Genomic DNA, 17,587 nt, shown 5'->3' with positions numbered 1-17,587 from the left:
TTCATGACTATCAGCTCCACCTTCATTAAGTCCATACAGGACATCATGCGTCAGGACGCGGGTGTCGATGGCGACGCGCAGCGCATTTCGCAGCTGACGTGGCTGTTCTTCCTGAAGATTTTCGACGATCAGGAAACGGAGCTTGAATTGATGCGCGACGGATTCCGCTCGCCGCTACCGGACCGGCTGCGCTGGCGAAACTGGGCGGCGGACCCCGAGGGCATCACTGGCGACGAGCTGTTGACGTTCATCAATGACGATCTGTTTCCGACGCTAAAGGAGCTGGACGCCGATCAGCAGCGCAATGCGCGCGGCTTTGTCGTGCGCGAAGTATTTGGCGACGCGTACAACTACATGAAGTCGGGCCAGTTGCTGCGTCAGGTAATCAACAAGATCAATGACGTTGACTTCAACAACCGTGCGGACCGGCATCAGTTCAATGACCTGTACGAAAAAATCCTCAAGGATTTGCAGAGTGCGGGGAATGCTGGCGAGTTCTACACGCCGCGTGCCGTGACGCAATTCATGGTCGATCAGTTGAATCCCCGGCTCGGTGAACGCTTGCTCGACCCTGCGTGCGGCACCGGCGGCTTTCTTGCATGCGCGATTGAGCACCTGAAAGCCCAGCGCAAGCACGTCGATGACGATGTGGTGCTACAGAATTCAATCCGCGGCGTCGAGAAAAAGCAGTTACCGCATTTGCTCTGCGTGACCAATATGCTGCTGCACGGCATCGAGGTGCCGTCACAGATTCGTCACGACAACACGCTGTCGCGTCCGCTGGCCGACTACGGCAATCGCGATCTAGTTGACGTGATCCTGACCAATCCTCCGTTCGGCGGCACAGAAGAGCCCGGCATTGAAACCAATTTTCCGGCAGACGTGCGTACGCGTGAAACGGCCGACCTGTTCCTTGTGCTACTCATCGAGCTACTGAAGCATAACGGGCGGGCGGCGGTCGTGTTGCCGGACGGTACCCTGTTCGGCGAAGGCGTGAAGAGCCGGATCAAGGAAAAGCTGCTCACCGAATGCAACCTGCACACGATCGTGCGTTTGCCAAACGGTGTGTTCGCACCGTACACCGGCATCAAGACGAACCTGCTGTTCTTCACGAAAGGGATACCGACGCGCGAGGTCTGGTACTACGAGCATCCCTATCCTGCCGGGTACAAAAACTACTCGAAGACAAAGCCGATCCGCATCGAAGAATTTGAGCCGGAAAAGGAATGGTGGGGCAACGAGCAGGATGGCTTCGCGGGACGCGTCGAGAACGAGTTCGCATGGAAAGTCAGCATCGATACGCTGAGGGGGAACGGATACAACCTCGACCAGAAGAATCCCCATAGGCCAGAGGAAGTGAGTCACGACCCAGATGAACTGCTGACGCAGTATCAGCGACTCACTGCTGAAGTTCAGGCACTGCGCGATCAACTCAAGGGTATTCTGGTCGATGCGTTGGAGGGGCGAGTGTGAATCTGGTCGACGGATTTCAGCAGTTAGCCACCGCCCCCGAAGGGGTGAAACGCATGCGTGAGCTGATTCTTTCGTTAGCCGTGCAGGGCAGACTCGTGCCGCAAAACGCATTAGATGAGCCTGCCACTGTACTGCTCGATCGAATCGCCGTGGAGAAGCAGAAGCTTGTCTTGAACGACAAGGGTCGGCGAAGAACTCTTGGTTCCCCTTCAGATCGGCCAGCAGAGGCTAGTGACCTTCCTGATAGCTGGGCGTGGACGTCGTTATCCGAGATTGGTGTAATCAGCCCACGGAACAACGCCGATGAAAACGTGCGTGTTTCGTTCGTGCAGATGAGTTCCATCCCGGCGGCGCTGGCTGTCCCGCATACCGTTGAGGTGCGGCCATGGTCGGATGTGAAGTCGGGGTTTACGCACTTTGCAGAAGGCGATGTTGGCGTTGCCAAGATCACGCCGTGCTTCGAAAACGGCAAATCTACAGTCTTTAGGAATCTTACCAACGGCATTGGTGCTGGCACGACCGAGCTTCACGTTGTGCGTCCCCTCGGCGGGGTAAGGCCCGAATATGTTCTGATTTTCCTCAAAACGCCCGAATTTCTACGCAATGGCGAAAAAGTCATGACGGGCTCGGCAGGTCAAAAGCGTCTTCCACGACAATATTTCGAGAGCGTCCCGTTTCCTTTGCCCCCACTTCCCGAACAGGCACGCATCGTAGCCAAAGTCGAGGAGCTGACGCGCCTGTGCGATGAATTGGAAGCACGAGGGCGCCTAGATGCGGATCAGCACGCACGGCTCGTCTCCACGGTGTTTGATGCGTTGGCCGCGAGCGAATCACCCCACGCGCTCGCCGAAAACTGGAATCGCGTCTCGGCGCATTTCGATCTGCTGCTCGACCGACCGGAGGCGGTGGACGCACTTGAGCAAACCATTTTGCGGCTCGCAGTGCGTGGGTTGCTGTCGACGGCTAGCTCAAATGACAAGCCAGTTGGCGCATTACTAAGTCGCGTTCGTCTGCAAAAAGACACTTTGATTCCGGCTGGAAAACGCAAGCCGAGTGGCGTTAGCATAGAAATCCAGGAAGATGCTCGACCGTTTGAGGTGCCTGCGCACTGGGCATGGCAATCCCTCGGAGAGCTGACGCTCAATGGCCCGAACAATGGACATTCGCCGAAACCGTCGCCCACCCAGGCAGGTGTACGTTGCTTGACCCTCAGCGCAACTACAAAAGGCTACTTCAAAGAGAACTGCTTTAAATTCGTCGACCTCCCTGTCGCGACAGCGAGGCAATATTTCCTAAAGAGGGGTGATTTGCTGATACAGCGAGCGAACTCTTTGGACTACGTTGGCATAGCTGCCGTCTACAACCTGGAAGACGATCTTTTCATGTTCCCAGATTTGATGATGCGCTTGCGGCTATCCGGCGACATCAACGTTCACTATGTGCACGCATACTTGAATTCCTGTTTCGGACGAGAGTATTTCAAGGGAAAGGCCACGGGTACCCAAGGGACCATGCCAAAAATTAATCAGGGTGCAGTTGTTAGTATGCCGATTCCTATTCCTCCAGTGGAAGAGCAAGCGCGCATAGTTGCATGCGTCGAAGGCTTGCGCGCTTTATGTGATGGGCTGCGTAAGCGTCTGCTTGACCAACAAATATGTCAATCGCGTTTCGCGACAGCTTTGGTTCAGCAGGCCGTTCTAACCGAGTCGCTCGACTATGAAAGCGATGTGCTGGCGGTGGTTTAAGTGCAGTGGGAGACTTCCGAGATAACCGAGTGGACCTGGTGTATACGGTTGTCGCAGGACTCGCATGATGAAGAGGGTACGAGGGATAGAGCCATGACAGAGCGGGGACGGATTCAACATGAGCTGCCGGTTGCCGATCAGCAAGAGAAGGCTATCGATGCCTTCTTTTCGGCAGTAGATGACTTGAAACAGTTGGGTGTGGTCAGGTCCGGCAAGTACCTTGGAGATATTGCCGAATTTCTTTGCTGCAATTTCCTGAAGATGGAGCTTGCTGAAAGTAAAAAGCAAGAGGGTCACGACGGCATTATCCAAGGCCTCCGATGCCAAGTGAAATTCAGCGGAGGCACAAGCACGACTGTCGATTTGGGAAATCCTGAGGCATACGATAGGCTGATCGTGGTCCTCGGTCCAGACAGCGCTTTGAGGCCTACCGACGTGTCGGGTAGATGGATCATCTACAACATACCGAGTGAGGTTGTGTTAAGAAAGAAACCTCATCAAGACGGCATCCGTCGTTACACAAAAAAGCAGCTTCCGCAGTCATATAGAGTCGGGGGCTTTTCGTCCCTGAGTGCGGCGGAGCTTGCGCTTGAGGCAAACGGTACCCCGGCAGTCCAATGAAATGAAAAGCTCGTCCGTGTCACCGTGGTCAGCCTCCGCACGGCTGACAACAATCACGCGGTCCGCTTCCCAGTAGATCATATGTGCAGCTGACGAACTTCAAGCCTTGTCAGCGCGGCGACTGGTTTCCTGCCATTGCCTTGAGTCTTCGCTCTTCGTCGATCTTGATGATTTGTTTCGCTCGTTCGATTTTTTCCGGTGACATCTCTTCAATCTCTGGGATTTCGTTAAACCACTTTGACCAGCGGTGCGCAATCGCGCTTATCGAAATCTCATCGGTTTTGGATCGGTGCATGTGTGCACGTACCAGGGCACCGACTTTGGGCGGTAGGTCTGCGCCCTCCATCGCGCGCTTGAATACCCACAAGTGCACGTCAACAAGCTCGAGGCCGCAACTATTCGTGGAGGCCAAAAATTCGAGTGGCACATCTGGAACGTGCGTGTGGTCCACCGTAGGCAGCCCGGGACCCATAGGTGCTTTGAAGCCACGCGAACTGCGATAGAAATCGGCCAGCGTGCGCTGTGCGCTATTAAACTGTGATTGCTGGTCGACGATGATGCGCGAAGCCCGCGTCTTAATGTTCCGAAGTCGACTTGCAATCCCGTGCACCACAGACTGGAATCCGACCACGTTGGGCGTCACCTGAAGAATGTCCTTCTTGCTCGACACGTTGTAGGAAATCTCGCCCGGATTTGCGTCCACCCACGCTAACGCGTCGCCGATCAACTGTCTCGATCGCGCGTCAGGCAGGCGATCAATGCGACTCCTGAGCTCGCGGCAGACTCGTTGCAAGATGGGAAAGGCGATATCGTCCTTGGGGGTAATGCGCGCCTCCCACGCCGATCTAGCTAAGTCCTCGTCGAAGAGCGCGGCGAGCTTTATGAGGATGACGTATCGCAAAGGTGTCCAGTAACCGGTCCAGGTGACCGCCGGGTTCACTCCCTGATCGAAGACTTGGTCAAAAAAGCAAATGATCGCGTGATCAGGCTTGGCTATTCGATAGACGTCGAAACGGATGTCAAATTGTTTTACAAGAGGGAGCACGTGAGGAACTACGTCCATCAAGCGCCCGATGCCAAGTTCGGCTGCATGCAACCGAGGCACTCCTAGGCGCCGCCGTATTGCGTGAACTTTCTCTACCGCAACCACATCCAGATTTACGCGACTTGAAAGTACTCCGTAGTACAGCATTGGTTGTGCCGGATCAAACAGGTTGGGTCCTGTATGCCCGGATTCGTCAATATAGAAGTACACGCTGTCCCCCGTATAACCGCCCCCGCCATTCTTCTCTGGACAATGGAGTTCGCAGTCAGACCGCAGTCAGCAGCGCAGCGGCATCCGCCGGGTTCGGCAATGAAGCGAACACTTTGACCAGCCGATCCACTTGCTCTGCGACATACGTCACGTGGTGATTCATGTCAGCTCTTACCCAAGTACCTGGCGCACCGGGCTTGCCAAGTTTGCGAGCGCAGTCATCGATGTAGCTGTCGCCGAAGCTATACTTCCGCGTGCGATACCGGATGTCAGTTACCACCTTTTTGGCCAGGTCGTAGTACTGGTTGTAATCCTTCACAGGGTGTAAGAGACCATGACCTCGGAAGTACACAATTTTGTCGCCAACGGTATAGCGAATCTTGGCATTCATGTATTTATTTGGCCCGATGTCGCTGAAGTCGGGATGAATTACACCGTAGTCGCCGTAAACGGGTTTGACATCATCGGGCATGTCGTTCCACAGGCGAGACCACAAGTGAAGTTCGCTACGCAACACTTCGCTCACGCCATCCTTCTCGACATCACCCACGGTCCGAAGAGCAGACGATGCAGCGACGACGATACTGCGATAGCGCCTCACGCGTGGATTGTGAAAGAGGAAAGAAATCACAGCTTCTTCGATTCCAGCCGTGTCAGCGTCCGGCAGACTCGCGAAGTCAAGAATCAAATCGACCGCATCTTCCTTGAGGCCCATTTGGGCCGATCGCTCGACGATGGAACTCCATGTTTCGTCGACTAAGTCCTCGGCGAGATCATCCCGGCGAAGCCGAAACGCGAACCCTTTGTTGAAACTCGCAACCACGTCTTTCAGCGGAATCCACAGTTCATCGTTTCGTTCAAGCCCGTAAACGGGGGTTGCGTACCGTCCCAGGCCCTTGAGGAGTTGATACCCGAAGATCGTTGCGTTGGTGCCATCGGGCGCACATGCGTCCGGCATCAGGCCATAAAAGTCGACAAAAAGCTCACCGAGCGGTACGTGCTTCCTAATGTACTGGCAAAACTTGTGGACGTGCTCATCGACAGCAGGCTTCTTGGGATTGATGGGCATCGTCTCAATGAGCGGCTTCGTGATGTTACGCTCTTGACTTGAGAGCGCACCGACAGCCATCACGTCGTACAGCTTGCCCTTCACAATGGGCACGTATACCGGCGACTTCATGTTTCGTTCCCCGCATCAGGAAAAGCGTCCTCGAAGTGCTTCTGCACCTCGCCTTGGCCCAAAAACTCGCGAAACTGGTTGTATTGCCCCGTCTCGAACTGCACTCGACCGGCGACGATGGCCGGATGGATATGCAATTGGTCCGCGAGCGTCTGGATGCTTTCCCGCGATGGAGCGAGCCGAGCCGGGCTCCGCTCCCAAACCGCGCGCTTGATAAACGCGTCGCGCGCGATTCTGTTTGCCTCGTTCTCTTTCGATTCTGTCGTGCGTTCAGCACTCGCGATACGCTCGATCCTATCGATAAACGCTTCGCTTGAATCATTTAAGTGTCGCCAAACGTGCGCGACCTCATGCATTAATGTAAACCAAAAATAGTCGATCCGGTCTATCCGTAGCGTCAAGCCGATAATTGGCCGCCTTGTCTCGGACATGAGAGCCACGCCGTCCAAAACAGCATTACGTAGCCGTTGTTCGACGATGACGACAATGCCAAGCTTTGCTAAGAACTCGACGGCAAGCCTCGGACCGTTGTCCAGCCAGCTAAGGCGGGCAAGGTCGCGCAGCGTATCGGTAGTGATTTTTGCCGGATCAAATTGCGGCAGCGATTCACCGGCCTCTCTAGCCCGCATGAGAATTCGCGCCGACCACGCCAGCGTGGAGTAATACGAGTTTTCGTCTATCTCGATTCCTTGGAAGCGTCGGCGGAAAAGCACCTCCGCTGGCTCTTTCGGTACCACTTGCTTCAGGAACGATTGCAATCGATCTTCATTCGTCGCACCGGCTACTCGAATCCCCTTGAACCAGCCGCGGCGTTCCATTTCGCCATAGGGAAACTGCTTCCAGTCGATCGCCAGTGAGGTTTGATCAGCGATCCTAGGGGCTCGGCTCGGCTCAGCCCCAATCAACGCATCGGCAGGGATTCCGAGGCCGACCGACAGAGAGCGGATCATTTGAACGGTGAGCGGGCGTTTGCCTGCAAGAACCTCCGATACCCGACTGCGGCTGCCGATCATAGGGACTAGGTCCCTTTGGCGCAATCCCTGCTCTGCCATTCGGAATTCAATGACATCGAGAGGATCGAGAGCTTCGAAAGAAAATGCACGCTTTTCGTAGTCCTCGATGAGAAGCGTCAACAGTTCCAGACGTTCAGCGTCGGGCGATCCAGGCGTTGGATCGAACGCGACGAGACGTTCAGCCTCCTCGAGTGCCTCTCGGTGCTGGTCTTCTGTCCTGAGAACTTTGTACTTCATTTCTAAAACTTCCGTTTGTCGTATTCGGCGTGAGTGCCGATCCATTTCACCGCAACTACCCCAGTACCGAATGCAACCTGCGTCTCAAGCCGGTAGCTGTTTCCTCGAACATTGAAGATCACGATGTTCTCCGCGAGAAAGCTGGCTGATGGGTAGCGCAACTTGATGTCGTGTGTTGTCGTCCACGTGCTCTGCTTGACGTCCTGAATCCAATTCGAGACCCATTTTCGGCAGTCGGCGTGCTCGTCACAAAAGGCGCTTAGCACGCCGAGCCCAATGACTCTCATGATGCAGCTTCTCCGTTGACATCGTCACCTCCCTTTTGATCCCTTCCTGGGAACATTTCATATTGTTCCCATATTGGGACCAACTGTCAACAGCGGCCTGATGATACCAGCGTCTCGCAGCCACTTACCGTCGAGCGAAGCGAAGTGTTTGTCCGTCTGAGGGCGCGCCTCGACCACCTGTCCGTGCTGCTCAATGACCGGGTTATCCAAGTCGGCAATCTGGGGACAGGTGGTCGAGTTGGTAATGGGCGTGAGCGGCACCGCATCAGATCGCCGCGCGGTCGGGCAGGCTCAAAATATCCACTCATTGACCCCGCCGACGCCAAGTCTTGACTGTGAAGCGGCTTGTGGCGGCATTTCGCCACGCGTTTCGGAGTGCCAAGCGCCTGAAACGGGCCAATTTGCTTAAAAAATGAGCAAAATGCACTGATCCGGCCCCCGAAACGTCCTGGAGATGTCGATTGTTGCGGCGCACCGCACATTACAAAGCTTTCTACTTGAGAAGTGCGGCTCTGATAGCGCCCGACGGGCCGGGGCCATCGGGTAACCCTTGCCCGGGTCGCACGAAGCCGCCAGCGGGCCGGAAAGCGGGCCGGAGGGGGATTCCCGATGTCGGAAGAGCGAGCGAAAGTCACCAAAATGGGCAAAATGGGTAGAAATTACCGACTTGCGCAATCTTGATCTGCCCCTTTGGCTTGTCTGGCCGGTCTGTGCTACATTTCTTCTGCCAGACCAGTGTTTTTGGGTGATTTCTGCCCATGTTCTGGCCAAACTCGGCTCCCGACGTGCCGACCTCCCGTTGCCTGCGTGATTTTCTCCACCGCCTGAGCGCTACGCACCGACGCGCCTTGCAAATCCCACCCGCAGCATCGTCACGTTCTTGAAACGCTCTGCAGTAGCCTCGCGTTTCAGCTTTCCTCACCTGCTGCGCTTTTCACCGGATATCCATCCGGGGATGGACTTCGCCTGAATCATTTTGGATGCCTGATCATGAACAGGAAAAATCCTACACCGCTTTTCTCTCTCGGCCGAACGATGGCGACGCCCGGCGCGCTCGACCTTCTCGACCGAACCGGCACCAACGCGGCCGAGCTATTGCGTAGGCATCGGCGCGGGGACTGGGGAGCCGTCTGCCTCGCCGATGCTCGCTCAAACGATCTGGCCGTTACGAACGGAACGCGCCTTCTTTCGGCCTATGAACTGGGCGATAGGCGTGAGCGAGTATGGATCATCACCGAGGCTGATCGGCGCGTGACGACCCTGATCTTGCCGGAGGAATATTGATGGAGTTCACCGTGCAGAAACTTCATCCCGCGTTGATGCCCGGACGACGACTCACGATTGTTGGTTCGAACGTTTCGACCTTCAGTTTCCAGGGCAGTTTCGATTCGACGTGCGCCTTGCATGCGGCAGCAATGGCGCTCGCGATGCATGGGTGCGTGACAAACCCGCTACGTGCGTTGTCGCGGCGAAGTAGTCGCGAAGCCGAATATGTCAGAAAAGCGACACCGTTCTGGCACACCGGAATTTCGCTGGACGAACTGCAAACGCTAATCCGGGAGCTCAACTGGGGATTGCGACCTGCCGTCTTCGAAGGAGCGCATGCGCACGTTCTCCGATTCAGTGAGCGCGAAGTGCTACATGGACGACCGGTGATCGTAACGTGGCGCGAATTGCATCGGGCGACCTTGCATGCCGTGCTTGTCGTCGGTGTCGAGGCGCAACTGATCGGTCGGGCCTTCAAAGGACACACGCTGCTGCTGATCGATTCTGCGGAGGCCGAGCCAGTCCTCGCCGTTTACAACGCGCGGTTAACGTGGGCAACAGGACGCGGCACGAAGGACGAATACGCCCAATATGTGACGGCGTTCGAGCGCCGCAAGGTAGTACTCGCGGGCGCGATGTCGATCCGAGGCGGAACGCCGCCGTAGCTACCGCAACGGCCTGCGTCTCGGTCGCGGCGCTTCACCAGTCCGGTGCTCGCCGGATGGCTTGAGTGCAAGTCTCAGCGGCTCGAACAGGTCCGACAGCGTTATGCCGAGCACATGACAGATGGTCGCCAGCGTCTCGACCGTAGGGTTGGCGACCCCGCGCTCGATGGCACTGACGCGAGTGCGATCCAGACACGCCTCATACGCCAGTTCTTCCTGCGATTTGTCCGCTTCTATCCGGCACGCCTTGACCCGCTCGCCCACTGCGGTTGCCACGGGACTACGCCGGTCACGGATTTTCGATTTCTCGCTCATGCCGCAAAGCATGCGGACATGATGCATATGAAACCACGCTCTTAAAGCATCTATTAACTGATGCTTATAAACATCGTTAACGATAGACTTTTCGCGCTCCGGGAGAGCCGGGGAGTCCCAAGGAAGCCAGGTATGGAGCATGTCCGGCGCGACCGGACCGCCGTCCGTTACGAACACAATCGAGAAAACCATAGACCATGAACCTCTCGCGAATCTCAGCTGCCGTTCTGGTGGCCGTTGCACCCGTCGTTGCTCACGCGCAGATGAACCAGATTCTTGGCGTGATCCATTCGGTCCCGCCCGCCGCCCAACAGCAGGTCCAGTCGCAACAGCAATCGGCCCCAGCACCGCTTGCGGAACCCACCGCCCCTCATCCGGGTACCGGCCTTCCGCGAACGGTGGCCTCCGCCGGAAATCCTCTCTTTGGTCCGTTGTTCGGCTGCGACCGGCCAGCAACCAGTCAGCTCCTGTCGGCATTTGCGCTCCGAAACATCAAGCTCGGTGATGTTTGCGCCCAACCGGAATTAACGACGGGATCGCCCGTCGGCATGACTAACGCCGTCGAAAATGACATGCGCCAGTTGGCCCCGACGCAGAATGTGGTAATCACCCGACTCTCAGCGCGCGGCTCCACGGTAACTTTGGCGACATTGAGGGCGAGTGCGCGGCCTGCAGGGCTACCGAAATCCGTGGTGGTCAGTGTCGAAGAACACATAGGCGCAGCCGATGTCACCAACTCGCTGCAACCCGGCAATGCGTTTCGCGTTGCGCTCGAACAAAGGTACGGAAATCCCTCCAGTGTGATTGGCGCACGCGAAAAACTCGCAGCGGATCACAAGAGTGCGGTAGCGGGCATCGAAAGCCGCGCGAAGATGTTTGGTATCAATAACAGCGAAGCGGTTAGTAAGAGCGTTGCCGTTAAGGATCAGGAGGTGAAGCAATGGGTTGCATGCCATCCCGCCGACACCGTGTACGGACTGCGTTGGACGAATCCAGACGGAACGCTACTCGTCGCGAATCTTGCCGATGGGGAGTGTGGTTCCAGCCCATCATTCGACCTTGCGCTGACGGCAAATCCAGCGTTGCCGAAGGAGTCACAGTTCCTGGTCGCGCAGTGGGCAGAACCGGTAGCTGCGTTCGCAAAGGAGCAAATCCAGACGCGCTCAGCAACGGCATCCACGCCGAAGTTCTGAACTTCTGTCGGTGAAGGCGGGCGAGCAGGACGCGGCCGCGTCCTGCTCGCCCGTCAATGGGCAGCATCGCAAACGAGCATGTCGCCGTCAGGCGATCCGCCCGTAGCGATCACGGCGACGCTCGGTACTTTCCAGGCCGATCCGCTCCACTTTGCGACGCTTCTCAAGATCGCGACCGGTACGCTTGAACTTCACGTCATCATTCGCGGAGGCAGTTGGATCAGTGCGTGAACGGGTCACCTTGAGCGGCGGCGCATCGCGCTCGTCGCTGCTCGGCGCGAACGCTTCGAGGGGGAAGATTCCGCTGCGACGCAATGCCTCAAGGGCCTGCTCCATCATCGGCTTCGGCGTCCACCAGCTTGCGCGGCGCGAACGCCAGAACGTGTTCACCTTGCGCGCATTCGGCGTGCCCTTGTAGTGTGCGAGCGCCGCCTTCACGCCGCGATCGCGGCACAGCGACACGAAGGCATCTCCCAGCCTTTTCGGAAGCGGTTTGCCCGTTGCGTTCAGATCGGCAAACGCGAAGCGATCGAACCTGTTCCCCATCTTGTGCAGATCGCGCAGAGGCAGTCCCTTTAACTGCATGCCGCGGACTTCGACGCGAACGACGGGCGGAGCACCATGCAGTTGATCCAACTGCTTGATGAAATATGCTTTCAGCGGTTCGCTGTTCAGACCGTGCTTTGCGATGGCCTCAATTGCTCGGTGACGGCGCTCAAGGTTCTTGTCGTAGACGGCCGTCATATAAGGGCTCTTTTCGCTCCCGAAGTTGTAGGTCTCGACAACCCCTTTCTTGACGGTCTTGCCGAAGACGGTGAACTGCTGCGCATACAGATACGAGACCAGCATGCGATCGAGGTGCGCATGCACGATATCGACGGCGAAATCTATGCGGTTGATCAGAGCTTGACGCAGCAGACCCTTGTAGGCGCGGCCGACGATGCGTGCCATTACTTCGTGGAAATGCTCCACGTCACCGGGTTCGAGCTTTGCCGGGTTCAGCGATACGGAGATGCCGCCTTTCTGACGAACAGGATCACGCGCTCCGATCCAGACAGTCGCAGCAAATTCGCCCGACAGAGGGATAGAAAAGACGAAGCGATAACGACCGCGGTTGGCGAATGTGCCCTTGCATGTACCATTCTCGATCTCGGCCTGAATGCGACGGCGGGCGCGCTCGAACATGAGTTGGTGATTGTCACCGGGATTAGCAGCCCACGGCAACACGAAGCGAAGGCCGTCGACGAAAGGTCGCTTCGGAATCGGTGTCTTGATACGTAACTTCATGAAGGTTCCTTCGATAATCTGTTGAGCAAGCTTTCTTTTGAACGGATCAAGTGCATCTTGACCGTGCGATGATGCGCGTTCACTGACCGTTCGTTAAGGATGCCTATTCGATTTTCAAGGGCAGACATCCTGAAGTGCGCGAGCAGGCACGGCGACGATGCCCAATGCTTTACAGTTTTCTCGGAGAGGGTAAGTTGCAGCGCTTTCGCGGCGGAGCTGCGAGTCGGCTGCTATATATATAGATAGATAGTAGGGAGTTACTCTCTTATTAGTCCCTCCCGGCTAATGCCGATGCCTCATGCAAGATCGACGATGCAGGCGCCGATCCGGGCCGGAGAGGGTAAGTGAGCGACTTTCCTCTCCAGCGTTGCGTCGGTTGCATAAGTTGCGTGCAGGCTGCACAACGCTTATGCGAAGTCCTCCGTGTCCTCGTCCGGCAACTTGGTCGACTTGTCGACAGAACCTCCGTCGACATCGAGCGCGTCGAGGTGCTGGGCGATCTCCTCATCGGACAGTTTCTGGCGACGAACCGGACGCATTCCGTCGAGACAACGCTTCACGCTCGACTTGTGCAGATCGACCAATTCGCCGATTTCAGCGAGTGATTTGCCCGAGGCGCGCAACTTCCAAATGAAGCGATCACGCAGCGACGTGGAGATGAACGGCTCGAACGTCCGCAAGTAACCGTCATCGGTCAGCGTGACGTTGCAGATCACCTTGCCGTAGCCGAGCCCATGCATGTCTGCGAGTCGCAACGCTTCGATAGAGAAGGCGAGATGCGCGCCGGGGTCCGGCTCGCATGCGTCAACTTCGAGATACTCGTCGCAGAAATCTCGAATGCCGGGCACCCGCTCTTTACCTGGACACACGATAATCAGCAACACATAAGCCTCGGCTTTCTCTGCCGTAGCCCGAATCTGGCACATCCCAGCAATCAGGTGTTCGGGCGACAACGAATCGCAGGACTGGGCGAGTGTCACCCAGCCGTTTTCAGCGTCCTCGATGATGGGCAGTAGCGTATTCAACCCTTCGTCGCTGCAGAAGTTGAAATTCGGGCGCGAGCCGTAGGGGTAGAAGGAACGCTCGATCGCGGTATCGGACAGTTTCTCGAGTTCCGCAAGCGCCTCGAGTTCGTCCATTGCCTGCAGCGTGCCGGAGTGTAAGGACCACATGAACTCGGCGTCGGGAGCGGGGATGTCGGCAACCTCGCCGAAGTTCATGTATTGCGCTTCGATGGCAGCGCGAGCGTCGCGGACCAGATGCTTGTCGGGGACCACCAGTACCGTTAGCCCGGTCAACGTCGGTTTGAGGAATTTGCGGAGCGCATCAATCACGGTTACGCGGGCCTTCTTGGTGTTCGAAGTGCGGGCGTGTGCTGTTTGGGGCGACTGGCTTTCCACTGCGGCAGGCGTGGAGGGTTTCTTGAACGGCATTACGCACCCTCCGCCATGTTGATGCCGCCGATGCGGCTCTTCTCGATGAACGCCTCAACGTCTTCGCGGCGATAGCGCACGCAGCGACCGAATTTGTAGAACGGGAGTTCGTCGGTGAACTTGCCAGTGAATCGCCACTGCGCAGGCGTTTTCTCGGAGATGTTGAGCAGTTCGGCGAGTGCGCGGTCGTCTAGAAACTCATGCAGAAGGCTGCTGAGCAGCGGGGAGGTTTGAAGGGTCTTCGTGGTCACGTTCGGCTCCTGTTGAAGTTGAGTGAACGTGGCCAATGTATCGGGAGGTCTTTACCTGTTCCAGGCGTTTGGGGAGGGGACCAAAATTCCGCGAGAGCGATGATTGTGGCGTTCTGCCTTCTCAAGAAGTGTGCGCATTCGTTCGAGCCACGTGCAGGTAGTCACGTTCCGCGACGAGTGCGACAGCCATCTCAAGCCAACGTAAGATTGTCTTCGCGTCGGCGTCACGAGCGTCTTTGCCGAGCGGATGGAGGTCGAAGAATTGCGCAAGCACGCGACTCATTGGCTCGTACAGACCGTCGTATGGAAGTCTCTCGAAGTCGCGGCAGAGTTCGGCGATGAGGCGTACGTCGTTGGAACGGATGCCCGCTTGTTCGAGTTGCGGTAGAAATGCACCTTGCTCCAGAGACGCAAAGACGTCGGCCATACGTACCACGTAGTGAAGGGACTTCAGCCGGACGGGCTTCCAGTTCCACATCGAGCTTGATGCTGCAATGCCTGGCGTGTACGACGATAATTCATCTTGGTCGTCTATTGGGCGATGATGTTCTTGGGAGTACCTCGCCGTCGGGCTATCTGAAACGTCGATGTACTCCGTGAACGTGAAATCACCATTGCGATTGCCACCGTCGAAGAACGTAGCAATTTGGCGTCGCAACGATTCAATCTGCTCGTCCAGATTACCGGTGAGCGTTATCCTGAACAGAACTTCGTGTGCCGTTGTGAATGCTGAGGTCCTTGTAAGCCCATGCTTGTTCACCAGCACCGTAGTAGGAGAATTGATGGCGTCTGCCGTGTTGCATGCGAATAGCCAGGCTATCTTGTTGTTCTTGTCATAAATTCGCGAGCGGTCGATGACCGTCGTGAAGTCGCTGTTCGGGTCTACCAAGACGTTTATTCCCCAACTCTTCCGGACATGGTCCCTAATCGGGTAGATGATGTGCCTCGAATGTCGCTCCCTGTAGGTTTTGTAATCCACATCCTCCCGCTCGGGAGGCGGATCGCTGACGTAGTGGAGAAGCGAGTCCATTGGGAATGGTGTCGCCGGAACGTCCGCATAGAGCGGCTGCAACCGAGCAAACTCTTGCGCGTATTCGTAGTTGCGTCGCAAGAGTTCCCAAGACCAGATAGATGGGTCTAGAAGATTGGGCGGAGGATACTGACTCTCGTCGCGCCAGTCGGCGCGGGCGATAAAGAGGCGGTGTTCAGCGGGGACGGAGTGGGTTGCCATCGAGAGCGGTTCCTTATGGAAATCGATCCAGATGGTAGCAAAATGGTAGCAACGCTCCGGCGGCGTAGCAAAGAAAAAGGGCTTAGCATGCGCTAAGCCCTTGAAAAATATGGTGGCGAATCAGGGATTCGAACCCCGGACCTGCGGATTATGATTCCGTCGCTCTAACCGACTGAGCTAATTCGCCGAAGACCTGAATTATGTCGATGTCCCATTGGGGTGTCAACACCTTTTTTCATATTTCTCGAAAAAAGTTGCTGGCACTCCGTTCCGGGTCTGCCGGGAGGGGCCGCGGCACAGGTTGTCCGCATCCGCTGTCCGCTACCCGGCCCGGCTCCCGAAGAGCGGCGTCGACCGCCGCCCGCCACCTCAATCCTGCGCGTAGATATTCGAGTCCTTCGTCTCCTTGACGAACAGCAGCCCGATCACGAACGTGACCAGCGCGATCACGATCGGATACCACAGCCCAGAATAGATATCGCCCCTCGCTGCGACGATCGCGAACGCGGTCGCCGGCAGGAAGCCGCCGAACCAGCCGTTGCCGATGTGATACGGCAGCGACATCGACGTATAGCGGATCCGCGTCGGGAACATCTCGACCAGCATCGCGGCGATCGGGCCGTAGACCATCGTCACGTAGATCACGAGGATCGTCAGGATCACGATCGTCATCGGCCAGTTGAGCTGCGCCGGATCGGCCTTCGCCGGGTAGCCTGCCGCCTTCAGCGTGGTCGCGAGCGTCTTGTCGAACGCGGCGCCCTTCGCCTTCGCGTCGGCCGCCTTGCCGTCATACGTGTCGATCACGGTGTCGCCGACCTTGATCTGCGCGGCCGTGCCCGCCGGCGCCGCCACGTTCTCGTAGTTCAGGCCGGCCTTCGCGAGCGCGCTCTTCGCGATGTCGCACGAGCTCGTGAACTTCGACGTGCCCACCGGGTTGAACTGGAACGAGCAGGTGCCCGGATCGGCGACGACGGTGATCGGCGCCTTCTGCGTCGCGAGCTCGAGCTGCGGGTTCGCGTAGTGGGTGAGCGCCTTGAACAGCGGGAAGTAGGTCAGCGCGGCGATCAGGCAGCCCGCGAGGATGATCGGCTTGCGGCCGATCTTGTCCGACAGCGAACCGAAGAACACGAAGAACGGCGTGCCGATCAGCAGCGCGATCGCGATCAGGATGTTCGCGCTGGCGCCGTCGACCTTCAGCGTCTGCGTGAGGAAGAACAGCGCATAGAACTGGCCCGTGTACCACACGACCGCCTGGCCGGCCGTCAGGCCGACGAGCGCGAGGATCACGACCTTCAGGTTCTTCCACTGGCCGAACGCTTCGGTCAGCGGCGCCTTCGACGTCTTGCCTTCCGCCTTGATGCGCAGGAACACCGGCGATTCGTTCAGCTGCAGCCGGATCCACACCGACACCGCGAGCAGCAGGATCGACGCGACGAACGGCACGCGCCAGCCCCAGGTGCCGAACGCTTCCTCGCCGATCAAGGTGCGCACGCCGAGGATCACGAGCAGCGACAGGAACAGGCCGAGCGTCGCGGTCGTCTGGATCCACGCGGTGTAGAAGCCGCGCCGGTTCGCGGGCGCGTGTTCGGCGACGTAGGTTGCCGCGCCGCCGTATTCGCCGCCGAGCGCGAGGCCCTGCAACAGCCGCATCGCGATGAAGATCACCGGTGCGGCGATGCCGATCGACGCATAGCCGGGCAGGAAGCCGACCACGAACGTCGAGATGCCCATGATCACGATCGTCACGAGGAACGTGTGCTTGCGTCCGACGAGGTCGCCGAGCCGGCCGAACACGATCGCGCCGAACGGACGCACCGCGAAGCCGGCGGCGAAGCCGAGCAGCGTGAAGATGAACGCGGCCGTCGGGTTGACGCCGGAGAAGAAGCTCTTGCTGATGTAAGCCGCGAGGGATCCGGCCAGATAGAAGTCATACCACTCGAACACGGTCCCGAGCGACGACGCGAAGATCACCTTCTTCTCTTCGCCCGTCATCGGCGCGTGCGAAATTTGCCCGCCTAACGTTGCCATGAATCGTCTCCAAGTCTCTTGATATAGATATGCGGCCGCCTTGGGGGCGAACCTGTCGACGATTATTGGCGGGCAAACTTACGGCGCACTGACTCGCACGGACAAAA

At 57.4% G+C, this 17,587-nt stretch carries 16 protein-coding genes and 1 tRNA gene; 6 read left to right on the top strand and 11 right to left on the bottom strand.

Annotated features, from left to right (window positions below; all coding sequences use genetic code 11):
* Positions 1-3: 3 nt before the first annotated feature.
* The 3 genes from ACV229_RS19310 to ACV229_RS19300 all read left to right on the top strand — a co-directional run bounded on the left by ACV229_RS19310 (position 4) and on the right by ACV229_RS19300 (position 3,839).
* Positions 4-1,473, top strand: a complete 1,470-nt coding sequence (locus ACV229_RS19310) for an N-6 DNA methylase (RefSeq protein ID WP_448084702.1) — start codon at positions 4-6, stop codon at positions 1,471-1,473.
* On the top strand, positions 1,470-3,218 hold the full coding sequence (locus ACV229_RS19305; protein ID WP_448084701.1) for a restriction endonuclease subunit S: 1,749 nt from the start codon (positions 1,470-1,472) through the stop codon (positions 3,216-3,218). Before ACV229_RS19310 ends, ACV229_RS19305 begins: the two co-directional genes overlap by 4 nt.
* Before the next feature lie 93 nt (positions 3,219-3,311).
* On the top strand, positions 3,312-3,839 hold the full coding sequence (locus ACV229_RS19300) for a hypothetical protein (protein ID WP_448084700.1): 528 nt from the start codon (positions 3,312-3,314) through the stop codon (positions 3,837-3,839).
* Between the two features lie 109 nt (positions 3,840-3,948).
* Here ACV229_RS19300 and ACV229_RS19295 read toward each other — a convergent pair whose 3' ends face one another.
* From ACV229_RS19295 to ACV229_RS19280, 4 genes are read right to left on the bottom strand one after another with little or no spacing between them, the layout of a single operon-like run.
* A complete protein-coding gene (locus ACV229_RS19295; protein ID WP_448084699.1) occupies positions 3,949-5,094 on the bottom strand; it encodes a DUF3800 domain-containing protein in 1,146 nt (381 codons plus the stop codon).
* A 55-nt stretch (positions 5,095-5,149) separates the two neighbouring features.
* The gene (locus ACV229_RS19290; RefSeq protein ID WP_419692476.1) at positions 5,150-6,274 is read right to left on the bottom strand and encodes a beta family protein; all 1,125 of its coding nucleotides are present in this window, start codon (positions 6,272-6,274) and stop codon (positions 5,150-5,152) included.
* Positions 6,271-7,524: an ImmA/IrrE family metallo-endopeptidase gene (locus tag ACV229_RS19285; RefSeq protein WP_186114503.1), complete on the bottom strand. Its 1,254-nt coding sequence runs from the start codon at positions 7,522-7,524 to the stop codon at positions 6,271-6,273. The genes ACV229_RS19290 and ACV229_RS19285 overlap by 4 nt, the downstream gene beginning before the upstream one ends.
* Positions 7,525-7,526: 2 nt before the next feature.
* Positions 7,527-7,811, bottom strand: coding sequence for a type II toxin-antitoxin system HigB family toxin (locus ACV229_RS19280; protein WP_333969256.1), 285 nt, complete (start codon positions 7,809-7,811; stop codon positions 7,527-7,529).
* Between the two features lie 990 nt (positions 7,812-8,801).
* Between ACV229_RS19280 and ACV229_RS19275 the strand changes: the two genes are divergently transcribed.
* Complete coding sequence (locus tag ACV229_RS19275; RefSeq protein ID WP_448084698.1) at positions 8,802-9,095, top strand: hypothetical protein; 294 nt, start codon at positions 8,802-8,804, stop codon at positions 9,093-9,095.
* Entirely contained in the window at positions 9,095-9,742 is a 648-nt protein-coding gene (locus tag ACV229_RS19270; protein ID WP_448084697.1) for a hypothetical protein, read from the top strand. Before ACV229_RS19275 ends, ACV229_RS19270 begins: the two co-directional genes overlap by 1 nt.
* On the opposite strand, the gene ACV229_RS19265 is transcribed toward ACV229_RS19270, so the two are convergent.
* Positions 9,743-10,069, bottom strand: coding sequence for a helix-turn-helix transcriptional regulator (locus tag ACV229_RS19265; protein WP_448084780.1), 327 nt, complete (start codon positions 10,067-10,069; stop codon positions 9,743-9,745).
* A gap of 185 nt (positions 10,070-10,254) precedes the next feature.
* Here ACV229_RS19265 and ACV229_RS19260 point away from each other — a divergent pair, with 185 nt between their 5' ends.
* Entirely contained in the window at positions 10,255-11,250 is a 996-nt protein-coding gene (locus ACV229_RS19260; protein ID WP_448084696.1) for a hypothetical protein, read from the top strand.
* 87 nt (positions 11,251-11,337) lie between these two features.
* Here the strand turns inward: ACV229_RS19260 and ACV229_RS19255 are convergent, their stop codons facing one another.
* The 6 genes from ACV229_RS19255 to ACV229_RS19230 all read right to left on the bottom strand — a co-directional run bounded on the left by ACV229_RS19255 (position 11,338) and on the right by ACV229_RS19230 (position 17,480).
* Complete coding sequence (locus ACV229_RS19255; RefSeq protein WP_448084695.1) at positions 11,338-12,537, bottom strand: hypothetical protein; 1,200 nt, start codon at positions 12,535-12,537, stop codon at positions 11,338-11,340.
* Between the two features lie 407 nt (positions 12,538-12,944).
* The gene (locus tag ACV229_RS19250; RefSeq protein ID WP_448084694.1) at positions 12,945-13,970 is read right to left on the bottom strand and encodes a hypothetical protein; all 1,026 of its coding nucleotides are present in this window, start codon (positions 13,968-13,970) and stop codon (positions 12,945-12,947) included.
* Positions 13,970-14,221: a helix-turn-helix domain-containing protein gene (locus ACV229_RS19245; RefSeq protein WP_448084693.1), complete on the bottom strand. Its 252-nt coding sequence runs from the start codon at positions 14,219-14,221 to the stop codon at positions 13,970-13,972. Before ACV229_RS19245 ends, ACV229_RS19250 begins: the two co-directional genes overlap by 1 nt.
* Before the next feature lie 121 nt (positions 14,222-14,342).
* A complete protein-coding gene (locus ACV229_RS19240) occupies positions 14,343-15,452 on the bottom strand; it encodes a transcriptional regulator domain-containing protein (protein WP_448084692.1) in 1,110 nt (369 codons plus the stop codon).
* Between the two features lie 110 nt (positions 15,453-15,562).
* Positions 15,563-15,639: transfer RNA gene (locus ACV229_RS19235), tRNA-Met, on the bottom strand.
* 182 nt (positions 15,640-15,821) lie between these two features.
* Complete coding sequence (locus ACV229_RS19230) at positions 15,822-17,480, bottom strand: MFS transporter (RefSeq protein WP_448084691.1); 1,659 nt, start codon at positions 17,478-17,480, stop codon at positions 15,822-15,824.
* Positions 17,481-17,587: the final 107 nt, after the last annotated feature.

It is taken from the genome of Burkholderia sp. MR1-5-21, from assembly GCF_053427715.1.
This window is presented reverse-complemented; position numbering and strand designations above follow the sequence as displayed.

Bases quoted from the DNA above. Each gene is read 5' to 3' on its own strand.
- ACV229_RS19240 (WP_448084692.1), bottom strand. From the start codon at position 15,452: ATGGCAACCCACTCCGTCCCCGCTGAACACCGCCTCTTTATCGCCCGC.
- ACV229_RS19255 (WP_448084695.1), bottom strand. From the start codon at position 12,537: ATGAAGTTACGTATCAAGACACCGATTCCGAAGCGACCTTTCGTCGAC.
- ACV229_RS19300 (WP_448084700.1), top strand. From the start codon at position 3,312: ATGACAGAGCGGGGACGGATTCAACATGAGCTGCCGGTTGCCGATCAG.
- ACV229_RS19275 (WP_448084698.1), top strand. From the start codon at position 8,802: ATGAACAGGAAAAATCCTACACCGCTTTTCTCTCTCGGCCGAACGATG.
- ACV229_RS19265 (WP_448084780.1), bottom strand. From the start codon at position 10,069: ATGCTTTGCGGCATGAGCGAGAAATCGAAAATCCGTGACCGGCGTAGT.
- ACV229_RS19270 (WP_448084697.1), top strand. From the start codon at position 9,095: ATGGAGTTCACCGTGCAGAAACTTCATCCCGCGTTGATGCCCGGACGA.
- ACV229_RS19310 (WP_448084702.1), top strand. From the start codon at position 4: ATGACTATCAGCTCCACCTTCATTAAGTCCATACAGGACATCATGCGT.
- ACV229_RS19230 (WP_448084691.1), bottom strand. From the start codon at position 17,480: ATGGCAACGTTAGGCGGGCAAATTTCGCACGCGCCGATGACGGGCGAA.
- ACV229_RS19280 (WP_333969256.1), bottom strand. From the start codon at position 7,811: ATGAGAGTCATTGGGCTCGGCGTGCTAAGCGCCTTTTGTGACGAGCAC.
- ACV229_RS19250 (WP_448084694.1), bottom strand. From the start codon at position 13,970: ATGCCGTTCAAGAAACCCTCCACGCCTGCCGCAGTGGAAAGCCAGTCG.
- ACV229_RS19285 (WP_186114503.1), bottom strand. From the start codon at position 7,524: ATGAAGTACAAAGTTCTCAGGACAGAAGACCAGCACCGAGAGGCACTC.
- ACV229_RS19260 (WP_448084696.1), top strand. From the start codon at position 10,255: ATGAACCTCTCGCGAATCTCAGCTGCCGTTCTGGTGGCCGTTGCACCC.
- ACV229_RS19290 (WP_419692476.1), bottom strand. From the start codon at position 6,274: ATGAAGTCGCCGGTATACGTGCCCATTGTGAAGGGCAAGCTGTACGAC.